Origin of the sequence: Clostridium fungisolvens (assembly GCF_014193895.1) — a bacterium.
In the GTDB taxonomy this organism is placed as follows: domain Bacteria; phylum Bacillota; class Clostridia; order Clostridiales; family Clostridiaceae; genus Clostridium_AR; species Clostridium_AR fungisolvens.
This window is the reverse complement of record NZ_BLZR01000001.1, coordinates 3,032,742-3,045,939: the sequence shown is the minus strand read 5'-3', so window position 1 is coordinate 3,045,939 and position 13,198 is coordinate 3,032,742. Positions and strand designations below refer to the sequence as shown.

The window sequence follows — 13,198 nt, the reverse complement described above, 5'->3', positions numbered from 1 at the left end:
ATGGGAAAAAAGAAGATTGCTAATTTGTCTAAAGAGTCCCTTTTCGAAATGGGTGATGCACTAAAAACTCAATTTTATCAATTGAACTCTTTGGAGGAAGAACGAGACGATATTTTGAGTGGAATTGATGCAATTAATCAAAATAATCAAGAAAGCTCTCTGTTATTGGAGGAAGCTGAAGAAATAGTCGATTCTTTATTAAGTAATATGGAGAGTCTGGAATCATTTGTATTAGATGAAATTGTTGTGAATTTAGAAGATGTTGAGGAAACTGAAAAGGTTACTATAAAGAAAACAGCAAGTATAAGAACAAATAACAACTGGCAAGATTATTTAGAAGAGTATAGTAATTATGCAAAGCAAAACTCAATGGACTTAACTTTCGATCCATTTGTTACATCACTGAGTCAGAGAGAATATGAAAAACTAAAGAATGAAATAAATGATGAATTTGCTAAAAAAACTAGTATTATAAATAAAACAGACTTATCTTTCTTAGCAATTGCAACAGCGCTTCAAGTGACGAAAGCATTGGTTTTTCCAATTGTTTCTCAAAAGGTTGGGTACGGAGAAGGCTTTGACAAAGAGGGAAGAAAAAACCATAATGATAAATCTATTAAAGAAGAAGAGAAAAAGTCTAAGGACAAATTTAGAGATACGAATACTAACGAAGGAAACGAAAATGGAGAATGGATGGAAATTCTATATAGGAAGCCAATATTTGATACGACTAAAGGGTCTCCTGATATTGGAATTAATATGGAAGGTGGATACCACAGAATTCATACTTTAGGACATGATCCTGTTCTGGGCTGGATATTTGGAACTTCTAATATTTTAACAGATACTATTACAATGGATACTTTTGCAACATACCAAGGCGCACGTGATCCAATTAGAATAACTCCAGAAAGAGTTTCGTTAATTGACTTATTTGATAGAACAATAGAAAAAGTAAAAGCGGGTACATTGAATTTACCAGCAGCTCTTGCTGCGGAAAAAATTCATTTGAAGTCTGACGAATTTACTAAGGCAGGTCTTCCAGTTCCTATTTTAGAAACAATTGCTCCGAAGTTAGCAGGAAATCTATACAAAAGTCAGTATGATGCTCTATGTCTAAGTCGAGATTTAAAAGTAATAGGAACCTCGGCAGCAATTTCTATGTTAATTGATATAATTATAGGATTAGTTCATTCTTTGTATTATGATGCTGATAAAGATGGAACTAAGGATATGTTTGAGGTACGTACAAGGAAAATATTATTAATATCAAATACAATAGCAACTACTAGTAATTTAATATTATCTGCTGTAACGAAAAATCCTAAAAATCTTGATATTGGTGGGCTTCTAGTTACGTTATCACACTTGTTTTGTGATACGAGATTTATCGTTAATGTTAAGAAAGAGTTTATTGAAAATAGAATTTATGAAAAGATAGAAGACGAATTAAAGGCAATAGATGAAAATCAAGATAAATTATTTGCTTACGAATATAATAATTCAAAAGGCATACAATTTCTATAGATTCATGAAGGTATGCTCTTATTTCAATGTTTTGGACACAAAAAGTCAACCTTTTTCGTACTACACTTCAAGCTAGCAATTCGTATTCATTTTGATACATGTAATTTAGAAAAAAGTGAAATTCATTTCTTGTATTAATAGATACCACAGGTTATACCTGTCAATCAAAAGAACTTATAACTATAATCATAAAAAAATAATACCTCCTTCCCAAATATTAGTAGCTTCACCAACCACTAATATTTAAAAGGAGGTAAATCTATAACAGATAATAATAGCTTTAACATACCAAATTGAACTGCAAAGATCATCTGATTTAAGAATACACACTGCTTGTCTATCTTTAAATAATTGGTGTAAAGCAAATAAAATTCATACTCTTTATTTACGTGTAAGAGCAGATAATACTAAGGCAATTGCATTATTCAAAAGAATGGGATTTATAATTGATGGAACAGTTGTGGAGGAACTTAAAGAGACAGATAGTGAGTATGATGAATTACAAATGTTAAAGTCTTCAAAAAAGGTGATAATGAACCCAATAATAATATCAGCATAAAACATATGAGAGGATGGCGGCGATAGTATATGATTTATTCTGAGCAGGATAGAAATAAAATTGAGGAAAGCCTGAAGTAGTTTGCTTCAGGCTTTTAATTTAGGTATTGATCTATTTCATGATTAGGCGTAATTTTTTTAAGATTTTTCAATGCAATGTTTTTGAAATATGGATATTTTTTTATTTGTTTTTTATCATAGGAAACAAAATTTACAAAAAAGCAAGAAAAATGCTTGTGTTTTGATTTCTAGAAGTAATATGAAACGATATTTTCTGTGGCAAGATGCAAGAACATAATAAGAAGATAGAGAAGATTGTGAAAGAATAAAGAAATAGATAATATATATGTATTTTATACACATATATTATCTATTAACTAAAAATAAAACTCTTTTTAGTTTATTCTTTGAGCTTTGAAAATATATTGATATGCATCTAACTGCCATTTTAGGCTATCATCAATTAATTCTGATATTTTATTAATAAATTCATCATCTTGAGGTCCTTTTCCTATATATACCATTAGACAATATCTATCAACATATCCCGTACTAATAAACATTCTTCTGATTTCATTATAAGTAAAGAATCTTAAATGGGTTCTATCAAGTAATCCAGAATCTTCGTAAGTCCAGTTTCCATTTAAAAGCCCTCTTATAACACTATAATGCATAACATTCGGTATACTAGCTAATATATAGCCATCTTTTTTTAGAAACTTCTTTAAATCTAATAGTACCTTGGAAGGGTCATACAAGTGCTCTAGTACATCTCCAAATATAATATAATCAAAAAAATCCTCTTCGCATTCAATTTTATCAGTTTCTATATTATACCCTAGTATTTTGGCATTTTTTGCGGCTATTTTTGCGGCATTTAAATTATACTCGATCCCATATATATTAGCGTTTTTATAAATATCTTTTATTCTTATTAAGGTAGCTCCACAAGCACATCCAACCTCTAATACATTTATCGCCTTATCTTTTGGTGAATCCATTAAGCTTATAATGTTATTGTTAACTCCACAGGAATATCCTATATCAAAGCCCCATTTATCTTTAAATTTAATACCATTAGTAACCATTAAATAATTAAAAGCAAGTAAATCTGCACCAAAGCTTACACTTCCATAGTGATGAATAAAGGTATCTTTACATAAAATTAGTTTGTATCCTGCATCAGTAATCCTAAAGCAATAGTCATCATCTTCATAATTTCCTGGCGAAAACCTTTCATCTAAAAGACCTATCTTATCTACAACATCTTTTTTTATAAGTAAACAAAATCCTATTAATATAAGTCTATGCTCCCAGTTTTCACTATTTGATTTATTATATTCTTCCGCAAATACTTTCATTTCTTCTAAGTTATTGTAAGGTACAGCTATGCTTTGAGCATTAGAACAGTTATTAGTAACAGGACCAACTGCGCCTACACTTTCATCACTATATAAAGCAGTGATCAAATTCTCAAGCCAATTTTTTGTCACTACAGTATCATTATTAAGAAGTAATATATTATCTCCTGTTGCTATCTCTATTCCTTGGTTACACCCTTTGGGAAATCCCTTATTATCTTCATTAAATATTGTTTTTATGTCTTTTTGATCTTTTAACCACTGAGGTGTTTCGTCAGTTGAATTGTTGTCTACAACTATTAATTCATATGAATCTTTCTCTGTAAATTCTCTAATACTTTCTATACATTGTTTTGTATGTTCAAGCTTATTATAAGTTAGTATGATTATACTAGTTTTCATATTTTTCTCCTAAATTTTCACTTACTATATAAATTATTATTAAACCTCTTTACCTGTTCATGAAATTTACATTGAGCTACTTAAATTTAGAAATAAGAAAAATAGAGATTATAGAGAAAATGATATAGAAAGATGGATAATGTTTTAGAAAAAGATATATCTGAAGCTACATTTGAAACTGTTTATGCTTTTCTGCAATTACTAGGCTACTTTTTGCCTTTTAGTGGCTTCAGCATATTGGTTTTTCCGCACTTTGGACATTTAACACTACATTTTCCATCTAGGCTATGAGCAGTGAACGTATAATTGAAAAAACTCACTTGAAAGTTCTCGCCGCATTCTGAGCAGCTAAAGTGATGTGTAGATGATCTTATGGTGAGTCTAATCACGTGGAAGATGATAATAATACCAAGTATAAGGGGAATAAGTAAACTTCTATTCATGAAATGATCCTCCTTAAAAAATTTGTATTAATGTCAAAGTTCTTTCCTTGTGTAGATTAGGTTAGCAATAACCCCAGAGATCGTAAGCAGTAGAAGTCCAATCAGAATGCCGAAGATTGGGATCAAAGCCGGATTATCTGTGAAAAATCTTATGACTTTGTCAAGATCGCTTATGAAATTGGTCTTTTTCGTCATAAATAAGATCACCACCGCGATTACATACATAGGTAGCATCGTGAAGATATAGGCTTTCGCGAAGGAGAACTTCAGGTAGATTGGGTAGGAAATACTGGCTGCGAAACAGAAATAGATAAACGCCAACATGAGCGTAGACCAAAAGGTGAAGGAATCCAATCTTGTGTCCATAACCTGAGACATTACCAAGCCTAGTATTCCGGAAATTACGGCATAGACTGTGCCTATAATCAGTGCGAATAGGTATCTGGCAATGATCATTTCAGACTTTTTCAGTGGAAGAATGCCATAGAGCTTGTCACTATGGTTTTTCTCATGTATGGAGAAAATAGTTCCGCTTGAAGTAACCGCAAATACCATAGTGAATATCATCGTATAGATAGGTCCCTTTGATATCATGCCGATTAAGGTTGCTGGAATTAGCAAAATGGCAGTTAATTGTAAAGTGGACTTGCCTGCAAAGAAGTCTAGCTTTAAGGCATTTATAATTCTATTCATGTGATGTTCCCCCTTTGCTGATGTAAATCAGAATTTCATCAATGGTAGGTGGTTCAATTACTATACTTCTTGGCAGCCCTTTAAGCTCTGACACCGGAATCATCCCGGTAAAGCCGGTGGATGTAACTGATAAGCCGATGATTTTCTTTTTAATGTCAGAGGTCAAATCGGTTTTGCTTCCCTTGATGATAGAAAAATGTTCAAGCAAGTCGTCCATGGTACCAGTGTAGAAAATCCTGCCGTTGTCAATTAGAGTTATATAATCCGCGATGTGCTCCAAATCTGAGGTAATATGTGTAGAGAAAAATACACTCTTTTCTCCGTCAGCGATATACTCTCGCAAAATTTCAAGAAATTCATCACGGGCTACTGGATCAAGACCGCTAGTTGGTTCGTCTAGGATTAGTAACTTTGCATCATGAGACATGGCTACCGCTAGCATCAGCTTCATCTTCATGCCCCGGGATAGATCTTTCACCTGTTTTTTAGGTGACAGTTTAAATCTTTTGATGTATTCCCAGTATAAGTTGCTATCCCATCCGCTGTAAAAACCTTGGATGGCTTTTTCTACATCTTTTATACGCCATGTGTCCACAAAGAAGGTCTCGTCAAACACAACAGCCAGTTTCTGCTTGACTGCCAGTTCATCCCGCACATTGTCTAACCCAAAGATATTGATCTCACCGCCATCTTTTGAAGCCATGTTAAGGATGCATCGGATGGTAGTGGTTTTACCTGCACCGTTTTGGCCCACAAATCCCATAATGTATCCGGTGGGCAATGAAAAAGACACTGAATCTAGCGTGAAATCGTTGTAAGTTTTATGGAGATTAAGTACTTCCAAAGCATTACTCATATTGATTTCCCTCCAATGTAAATTCAAATAGTTTTTGTAATTCTTCCCGTGATAGTTTTGCAATCCGAGCTGCATTTATCGCAGCATTGAAGCCATCCTCAATTCTGCGGAGAAGTTGTTCTCGTATCAGCTCACTGTCTTTTGGAGCAACATAACACCCCTTGCCTTGTACATTAATTATATAGCCTTCTTGCTCAAGTTCTGTGTATGCTCTTGTAGTAGTAATGACGCTGACCTTCAAATCCGCAGCCAGTTGACGAATTGAAGGCAATATATCGCCTTCATTTATCTCATCGTTCAGAATAGACTCTTTGACCTGTTCTTTGATTTGCTCATAAATCGGAATTCCGGAGGAGTTTTTGATTATTATAGTCAATAATGTTCACCTCTGTATCATTTGAGTTATTACAGTCTATTGTGTATATACTGTATATGTAAAATAATAACACTTGGTTTTTACCTAGTCAATGGATAGTTTTTTAAGATTCTGAAAATATTCAAACTACAATTGGTCTTATGTAAATGTTTTGGACAGAAATTAAGAGTAACTTACAATTTATTTGTTTTATTGAATTATAACTTCAAAAGAATAAAAAAATATCCCATAGAATAGACCTTCTAAAAGTATCTACTCTATGGGGTATAGTATATTTGCTGTAATTAAGTTTTAGGCTTTTTAGTTAAATATCCATGTTATGAAACTTCTGATTAAAGATCAAACTTAGTAGTCTGTCTTTGAGAAAGCTGTGCACCGTACTTTGAAGCTAAAGAAACACCTTTGTTTTCAAATACATCTTTAGCTATGATGGTGTCCATAAGTGCATTTACCTCGGCTTTTGTTATATCAGGCTTAACACCTGCTATACTTAGTGAGGCCTTGTCCCCAGCGGTATTAATGAAGGTTAAAGATAATGTGTATTCCATGTTTTTTTCTCCTTTCAATTAACTAGATTTTGTTGTTTATTTACTATGCATTTACTATTTTTGATGCTTCGTTTAAGTAATAGTCTCTAGTACCAGCACTTAAAACAGCTTTGATAGCATCGGCAACTGCAAATACATTTTCAGGTGTTGCACTCTTTTTTATTCCAGAGAAATTCTTCTTTTTGTAGATCTTTGCACCTGTTTTGTCGGTTCCGCTTTCAACCTCGATTGAAAATGAAGTTGAGTCTAAAAGTTTACTTACTGCCATAATATTTTCCTCCTTTAAAATGTAGTTTTGAAGCTTAAAGCCTTGTGTCTTCAGCTTTCAATTAGTATATATGCTGTAGTGAAAAAGTTTGGGAAAATAATAATAAAATTTTTTGTGGAGTGTTTAGTGAAATGACTAAAAATCAAAAGATGAGGCATTAAGCTTTAGGCCAAACTCATAATTCCCCCACAATTATGGTTTACTATGTACTCATAGTAAAAAGTAAGTAAATGAGGAGGAGATTAAAATGAAGAAAAAAGTATTGGTTATTATGATTACTGCTATATTAACTATTGGAGCAATGACTGTTGTTTATGCAAAGGGAAATGATAATACAACTAAATCTGGGACTAGGGGTTCTATGATGTATCAGAATACTACAAATAGAAGTGAAAATTATAACAAAATGATAGATTTAATGAGAAGTAATGGGTTTGAGGATGCTGCAAAGGCTATGGAAAGTAAGGATTATAATGCAATGAGTACATTGATGAATAATCTTACTGATGAGCAATATAAGAAGATGACTGATTTAATGGAGCAAAATGGCTTTAAGAATATGGGGCAGATGATGCGTTCTGTAGATAGAAATAATATGGTTAATATGCACAATTCTATGATGAAAAACAATAGGTAAAGTATAAAGACGGATCATAAATTTTATCAAGAGAAATTTTATAAAGACTTATAAAAAATAATTCTTATAACATAATGCACATGTATATTATGTTATATTAAAAAGTCCAGCAAGTTTATTTGCCGGACTTTTCTCGTAATTTAAGAAAATCCCCAATTAAATATAGAATAATGATTATACATCATTTGCTCAAGAAAATGGGCACTTTAAAAATATTCATTATAAACACAAGAAAGATTAAAGCCGTACTCCAAGATAGGACATAGTGTTTCTTGTGATGTAATATTATAATCGGGAACATAATTACATTGTGAAGTACAGACCACCATATATTCCAATTATTATAATTCTTCTGCATACCTATTGATGTCGTAAATAATTCTATTGATGTAAAAATTCCTATCCAAAGCAGTATATATCCAACTTGATAAATAAACTGTTTTGGGAATTTAGATAAGTACAACAAAATAATGGGTACAAATATTGCAAAGTAAATAAATAATCCATTTATAGATGGTACTAAATAATCTACTTCAAATTTCCATAAGAGGTTATCTTTAAAGGCCACATTATAAATTAAATCTCCCATGCCATAGAAAAGTAAGGTCGGATAGTATATTTTCCAATTTTTCCAATCTGCAAATTTATAAGCAAGAGAAATCCATATTATGCTCATTATTACTCTAATTAATGTATACATAAGTTTGTTATCTCCTATATTGAAGCAATATAATGTTATTTTCCTCAATTAGGAGCTTTTTATTCTTATATTATAATAGCGTCTTAATTAGAATCATTCATTTATCTTTTAACCTGTACTGAAGTGGTTACTTGTGACTACTGATGTCTAATTTACTGTAAGTCATACTTACTTGTGATATTCTAGAGTAAATATCTTCATACAATTATTAAGGGTCATGGAATAAGCACTGTAGCATCTATCAAACAGAAGTTGACTGATAAGATAGTAGTTATAAAAAAACTTAAGCTGGAAGATAGATAGTAAATGTAGTTCCTTCATTTTCTTTACTTTGGACAGATATTTTTCCCCCATGAGCTTCTACAAGAGCTTTGGTTATAGTAAGTCCTATACCTGAGCCACCGGTGTTTGCATTACGAGATATATCACTTCTATAAAATCGTTCAAAAATATAGGGTAAATCTTTTTCAGGAATACCGATTCCAGTATCAATAACCTTGATAATTATATTTTGGTTTTCTTTATTTAAAGTTACAGCAACTCTGCCGTTTTCTTTTAAATATCTATAGGAATTTGAAAGTAGGTTAGTTATTATTTGCTTGAATTTATCTTTATCAAGCATGGTAATTATATCTTGTGTAATTATCCCTTTTAGTTCATAATTTTCTTTTATATAAAGAGGCTTAAAAGAGTCTATTATTTTTTCTAATTCATTAGATATATTTACTGTACTTTTATTTAAATTAAGGTCTGTTTGCTCTAGTTTAGCTAAGTTACGAAGATTATCTACAAGCTTAGTTAGCCTTTCTATTTCTTCATAAAAAGATTCGAATCTTTCTGTAGTTGGTTCCCATATACCGTCTATAAATGCCTCGATATGAGTTTTGAGAGTTGTTAAAGGAGTTCTTAGTTCATGTGCAATATCTGAGGTCATTCTTTTTCTAAGCATTTCTTGATCATTTAAAGTTTCAGCTAGGTAATTTATAGAATTAGAAAGCTCATCTATTTCCTTAGTGGTAGTGTTAACTAAGGATCTGACCTCAAGATTACCAGTTCTCATGGTATTTGCTGTTTTAGTTATGTTGATAATGGGCTTTGAAATGCCTTTTGAAATTATTATACTGATTAATAATCCAAAAATTAAAGCTATAACAGCGGATAATAAAAAAGAATGATTTAAGGTGCTCATAAAGGTAACAGAACCTGAAGATAGATACGATGTTCCAAAATATCCAATAATAATAGTACCAACATTTTTGCTATTAATAGATAAAGGATATTTATCTTCTGTATATTGACCTAAGTTCATTCCGGAAAAGTTCCTCATCATAGAACCCATCATCATATTTCCCATACCATTTTTTTGTTGTAAATAATCATTACCTGAAGAGTATAAGGTAGTATTATTGAGATCTCTTACTTCAATATATAGTTTTTGCAGCTCTGCATATCTTTGAATTTCATCTTTATCTGTATTTGTGAAACTGTTTTGTTTAGCATATAAGTCTTCAATTAGTTTTATTACATCATTCTCTTTAGATTTATGTTCATCAATTAGATATTCTTTAAACTTTTTATTTACTGTATAATTTGATATAAAACTTGTTAAAGCAATTGAGCCTAAAATTGCTATTAGGATAGCGATAGATAATTTTTTCCTTAAGGATATTTTCATTATTTCACCTCATTTGAGTTTGGAATAAATTTATATCCCATGCCATAAATAGTTGTGATATATTTAGGATCTTTATGATTGTCTTCAATTTTTTGACGGATATTTTTAATATAAGTATCTATTGTTCTATCAAAACCCTCATAATCAATGCCGAAAGCTTTATCTACTAGCTGTTCCCTTGAAAATACTTGGCCTGGATTTGTAATTAATACTATTAAAACTTTGAACTCGTTGGTTGTTAAACTTACAGTTTTTCCTTGCTTTTTAACCAGTAGTTTTTTTATATCTACCTCTAAATCTCCATTATTAAAGGTTAAAACATCAGCTAGTGGAATAGTATCCTTATATGATCTTCTTAGAAGTGCTCTAACTCTTACAACTAGCTCACGAACACTGAAGGGTTTAGTTATGTAGTCATCAGCACCGATAGATATACCCTCTATTCGCTCATCCTCATCAGCTTTTGCAGTAAGCATAATAATAGGGACACTAGAAATAGCTCTTATTTTATGGCATACATCTTCGCCAGTAATTTTAGGTAACATTAAATCTAGAATTACAAGGTGAAAGGCATCCTTGGTAAATATATTTAAAGCTCCTTCTCCATCTAAAGCAGTAGTTACTTCATAGTTTTCCTTCTCCAAATAAGCTTTTACTACATCCAATATTTTTTGTTCATCATCAACTACTAGTATTTTAAAATCACTATTCAAAATGGCCACCTCTAATTTTAAGTACTTTGAATTTATTATACGTTGCACCTATTTTAAAAATAGTTCATAAATAGGAGTACCCCTTATAGTTTAAATTATATTATAACAGTTTTATTTAGTAAAAATAGAAATATAGCTCTATATACAAAATTAATTGTACAAATCAAGTGTGGAGGAATTATGAAGAAATCAAATGCTGCTTAGATATTGATGGTGAGCGTTTTTTTGATACTACTAATATAGAAGTTGTTATGGCTTTTATAAAATCGTTGCAACAAAGAATTAAATTCTCCATAATCTCTCCATAATTAAGTACTACAATTAAAGAAAAGTTAGAGTTTTAAGATCAATTGTTAAAACCTAATAAAGATGAAACACTTTAATCCGAAAATATAAGTTTAATAATGAAGTGGTTCATCTATAATAAAGGAGGAATTTTATATGTTTTGCAATGGATTTGGTGGATTTAGAGGTTATGGAGGGCCAAGTTTTTTTATGATGATACCAATGCTTATAATATTTTTACTAGTAATCTACTTTGTATTTAAGGCAGTGACCTCAAAAAATTTAAATTTGACTGCTAATAAAAATTCATCTAATGCAATGGATATTTTAAATGAGAGATTTGCTAAAGGTGAAATAAATGAAGAAGAGTATGCGTCAAAGAAGAAGCAATTACTTAAATAAATTAAAGGGAACATGCATTCAGGATATGAGTCCAGCTAATGGTTTACAGCTGGGCTTTTTTGTTTTAGTTTATTAAATATAAATAGATCAGTTCCAAATAAAAGCTACAAATTAAGTTAAATACCATTAGTTTTTAAATAGTTTATCCATAAGTATTGACATTTTATAAAAACAAGAATAACATAAGCATATAAGAATATGCTAATATATAAATGCAGTTATTAAATCTCTTGGAGGTATGGAAATGTTTGATTTCTTGTTTAAAAACAGTATTAAGTCCGTGAAGGCAAATGAATTAGGGGAACTTTTAGGAAAGATAAATCTTATTGATGTTAGGGAACCTTATGAATATAAAAATGGGCATCTACCTTCTGCTAAAAATATACCAGTGAATAAAATTATTGCCGATGCAGATAAACTTCTTGATAAGTCGAAGGAATATCATATTATCTGCCAGTCTGGCGCTAGAAGCTCAAGAGTTTGCAATGTTTTAAATAAAAATGGTTTTAAAGTTATCAATGTATCAGGTGGTACAGGTGGATATACTGGCAGTTTAAAAAGATAAGTTGATGAAGTGTGATAAAGGTGATAATCTATAAAAAGTGCGAGAAAGTTTACAGAACAGTAGGGCTTATAATTAAAAATTATTATATAAAATATTAAGTATGAAGTAGTACATCTATAGGAGGAATTTAATATGAATAAAGCATCAGAATATCATAAACAAGGATTTACATGTGGAGAAGCAGTGATAAAGGCTTACAATGAGAAAAATAATACAAATATTCCTGTAGGGCTTGGAAGCGGTATGGGGACAGGGTTTACAGTAGGAAGTGTTTGTGGAGCTGTAGGAGCTGCAGCTGTTATTATAGGATCTTTAAGAGGTAGAGAAAGTAATACAGAACAAAATGAAGCAAGAGCCCTTACAAACCAACTAATGAAGGGTGTACGTGAAAAGTACGGAGCAGAGACTTGTAAGGAATTAAAAAAGAATGGTGTTAGCTGCGCTGAAATAATTGAGCATACATTTGAAAGCTTAAATGAAATAGTGAATAAATAGGTTTTTAGGTTCCCTGATTTATGGCATAGTATTAGTGTTATAAATCGGGGAACTTATTTTTCACTATAAAAGGGAATTTTAAATTTTATATATTTATATAGGCAGGATTTTACATACAAACCTTATTTTTAGGGATAATAAGGATGTATCAGTTATGAAAAGTATGATTATTTTTGCAATTTCTATGAGTTATGTATGGAGGTGAAATCCATGATCGTAATTTATCATGATGTCGGGGGATGCCATTCCTCAGCTGTGGCAGCAAATATACATATTAACAAACTTCCTATGGATATATTACCGCTAAAAGAGGAGCTGTTATCTATTGATACTTTTGATAATATAACAAAGAATGATTTAGGAAAGCTCATATATATTGGCAGAGATGAATTTGATTCGAAGGTTTATACTTTATGTCGCAGACATTGGGGGAAATTAGTCATACCTGCTATTTCAGATTTGTATAAAGAGCTTAATGGTGATATGGAGGGGCTTTTTTTGGCAAACACTTCTCCTTCTGTGAATAATATTATGAGAATTGGTGGTTTTAGCTCCAGAGTACTTGGATTGGTGTCATTTGGCCGTCCAATAGTCACTAATGGTACTTTGAAGGCTTATTATGATATTGTTGATATAGTGAAAAAAACTAAAGAGTATATGCGAGAGAATATAAAATGATTTTTGTACATAGGAC

At 31.2% G+C, this 13,198-nt stretch carries 15 protein-coding genes and 1 pseudogene; 7 read left to right on the top strand and 9 right to left on the bottom strand.

The window, feature by feature from the left end; genetic code table 11:
- Window positions 1-1,527: a hypothetical protein gene (locus bsdtw1_RS13345; RefSeq protein ID WP_183278055.1), complete on the top strand. Its 1,527-nt coding sequence runs from the start codon at window positions 1-3 to the stop codon at window positions 1,525-1,527.
- 268 nt (window positions 1,528-1,795) lie between these two features.
- Window positions 1,796-1,957 (top strand): annotated as a pseudogene (locus bsdtw1_RS23750) (hypothetical protein); the annotation flags it as partial.
- A gap of 523 nt (window positions 1,958-2,480) precedes the next feature.
- Here the strand turns inward: bsdtw1_RS23750 and bsdtw1_RS13340 are convergent.
- The 6 genes from bsdtw1_RS13340 to bsdtw1_RS13315 all read right to left on the bottom strand — a co-directional run bounded on the left by bsdtw1_RS13340 (window position 2,481) and on the right by bsdtw1_RS13315 (window position 7,032).
- Complete coding sequence (locus bsdtw1_RS13340) at window positions 2,481-3,848, bottom strand: glycosyltransferase (protein ID WP_183278054.1); 1,368 nt, start codon at window positions 3,846-3,848, stop codon at window positions 2,481-2,483.
- 476 nt (window positions 3,849-4,324) lie between these two features.
- Window positions 4,325-4,984, bottom strand: coding sequence for an ABC-2 transporter permease (locus bsdtw1_RS13335; protein ID WP_183278053.1), 660 nt, complete (start codon window positions 4,982-4,984; stop codon window positions 4,325-4,327).
- The gene (locus bsdtw1_RS13330; protein ID WP_183278052.1) at window positions 4,977-5,840 is read right to left on the bottom strand and encodes an ABC transporter ATP-binding protein; all 864 of its coding nucleotides are present in this window, start codon (window positions 5,838-5,840) and stop codon (window positions 4,977-4,979) included. Before bsdtw1_RS13330 ends, bsdtw1_RS13335 begins: the two co-directional genes overlap by 8 nt.
- Window positions 5,833-6,216 (bottom strand): GntR family transcriptional regulator, encoded by a 384-nt coding sequence (locus tag bsdtw1_RS13325; RefSeq protein WP_183278051.1) that lies wholly within the window; start codon window positions 6,214-6,216, stop codon window positions 5,833-5,835. The genes bsdtw1_RS13330 and bsdtw1_RS13325 overlap by 8 nt, the downstream gene beginning before the upstream one ends.
- Window positions 6,217-6,548: 332 nt before the next feature.
- A complete protein-coding gene (locus tag bsdtw1_RS13320) occupies window positions 6,549-6,764 on the bottom strand; it encodes a DUF2922 domain-containing protein (protein ID WP_183278050.1) in 216 nt (71 codons plus the stop codon).
- Between the two features lie 43 nt (window positions 6,765-6,807).
- The gene (locus bsdtw1_RS13315) at window positions 6,808-7,032 is read right to left on the bottom strand and encodes a DUF1659 domain-containing protein (RefSeq protein WP_183278049.1); all 225 of its coding nucleotides are present in this window, start codon (window positions 7,030-7,032) and stop codon (window positions 6,808-6,810) included.
- Window positions 7,033-7,279: 247 nt separating this feature from the next.
- On the opposite strand from bsdtw1_RS13315, the gene bsdtw1_RS13310 reads away from it, so the two are divergent.
- The gene (locus tag bsdtw1_RS13310) at window positions 7,280-7,669 is read left to right on the top strand and encodes a hypothetical protein (RefSeq protein ID WP_183278048.1); all 390 of its coding nucleotides are present in this window, start codon (window positions 7,280-7,282) and stop codon (window positions 7,667-7,669) included.
- A gap of 181 nt (window positions 7,670-7,850) precedes the next feature.
- Here bsdtw1_RS13310 and bsdtw1_RS23745 read toward each other — a convergent pair whose 3' ends face one another.
- From bsdtw1_RS23745 to bsdtw1_RS13300, 3 genes are all read right to left on the bottom strand, one after another.
- A complete protein-coding gene (locus bsdtw1_RS23745; RefSeq protein WP_371874753.1) occupies window positions 7,851-8,345 on the bottom strand; it encodes a CBO0543 family protein in 495 nt (164 codons plus the stop codon).
- A gap of 307 nt (window positions 8,346-8,652) precedes the next feature.
- Window positions 8,653-10,044 (bottom strand): HAMP domain-containing sensor histidine kinase, encoded by a 1,392-nt coding sequence (locus bsdtw1_RS13305; protein ID WP_183278047.1) that lies wholly within the window; start codon window positions 10,042-10,044, stop codon window positions 8,653-8,655.
- Window positions 10,044-10,757, bottom strand: a complete 714-nt coding sequence (locus tag bsdtw1_RS13300) for a response regulator transcription factor (RefSeq protein WP_183278046.1) — start codon at window positions 10,755-10,757, stop codon at window positions 10,044-10,046. The genes bsdtw1_RS13305 and bsdtw1_RS13300 overlap by 1 nt, the downstream gene beginning before the upstream one ends.
- A gap of 441 nt (window positions 10,758-11,198) precedes the next feature.
- Between bsdtw1_RS13300 and bsdtw1_RS13295 the strand changes: the two genes are divergently transcribed.
- The 4 genes from bsdtw1_RS13295 to bsdtw1_RS13280 all read left to right on the top strand — a co-directional run bounded on the left by bsdtw1_RS13295 (window position 11,199) and on the right by bsdtw1_RS13280 (window position 13,182).
- Entirely contained in the window at window positions 11,199-11,444 is a 246-nt protein-coding gene (locus bsdtw1_RS13295; protein WP_183278045.1) for an SHOCT domain-containing protein, read from the top strand.
- 244 nt (window positions 11,445-11,688) lie between these two features.
- Window positions 11,689-12,009, top strand: coding sequence for a rhodanese-like domain-containing protein (locus bsdtw1_RS13290; RefSeq protein ID WP_183278044.1), 321 nt, complete (start codon window positions 11,689-11,691; stop codon window positions 12,007-12,009).
- A gap of 132 nt (window positions 12,010-12,141) precedes the next feature.
- A complete protein-coding gene (locus bsdtw1_RS13285; protein WP_183278043.1) occupies window positions 12,142-12,504 on the top strand; it encodes a C-GCAxxG-C-C family (seleno)protein in 363 nt (120 codons plus the stop codon).
- Window positions 12,505-12,714: 210 nt separating this feature from the next.
- The gene (locus bsdtw1_RS13280; protein WP_183278042.1) at window positions 12,715-13,182 is read left to right on the top strand and encodes a DUF3189 family protein; all 468 of its coding nucleotides are present in this window, start codon (window positions 12,715-12,717) and stop codon (window positions 13,180-13,182) included.
- The last annotated feature ends 16 nt before the right edge of the window (window positions 13,183-13,198 follow it).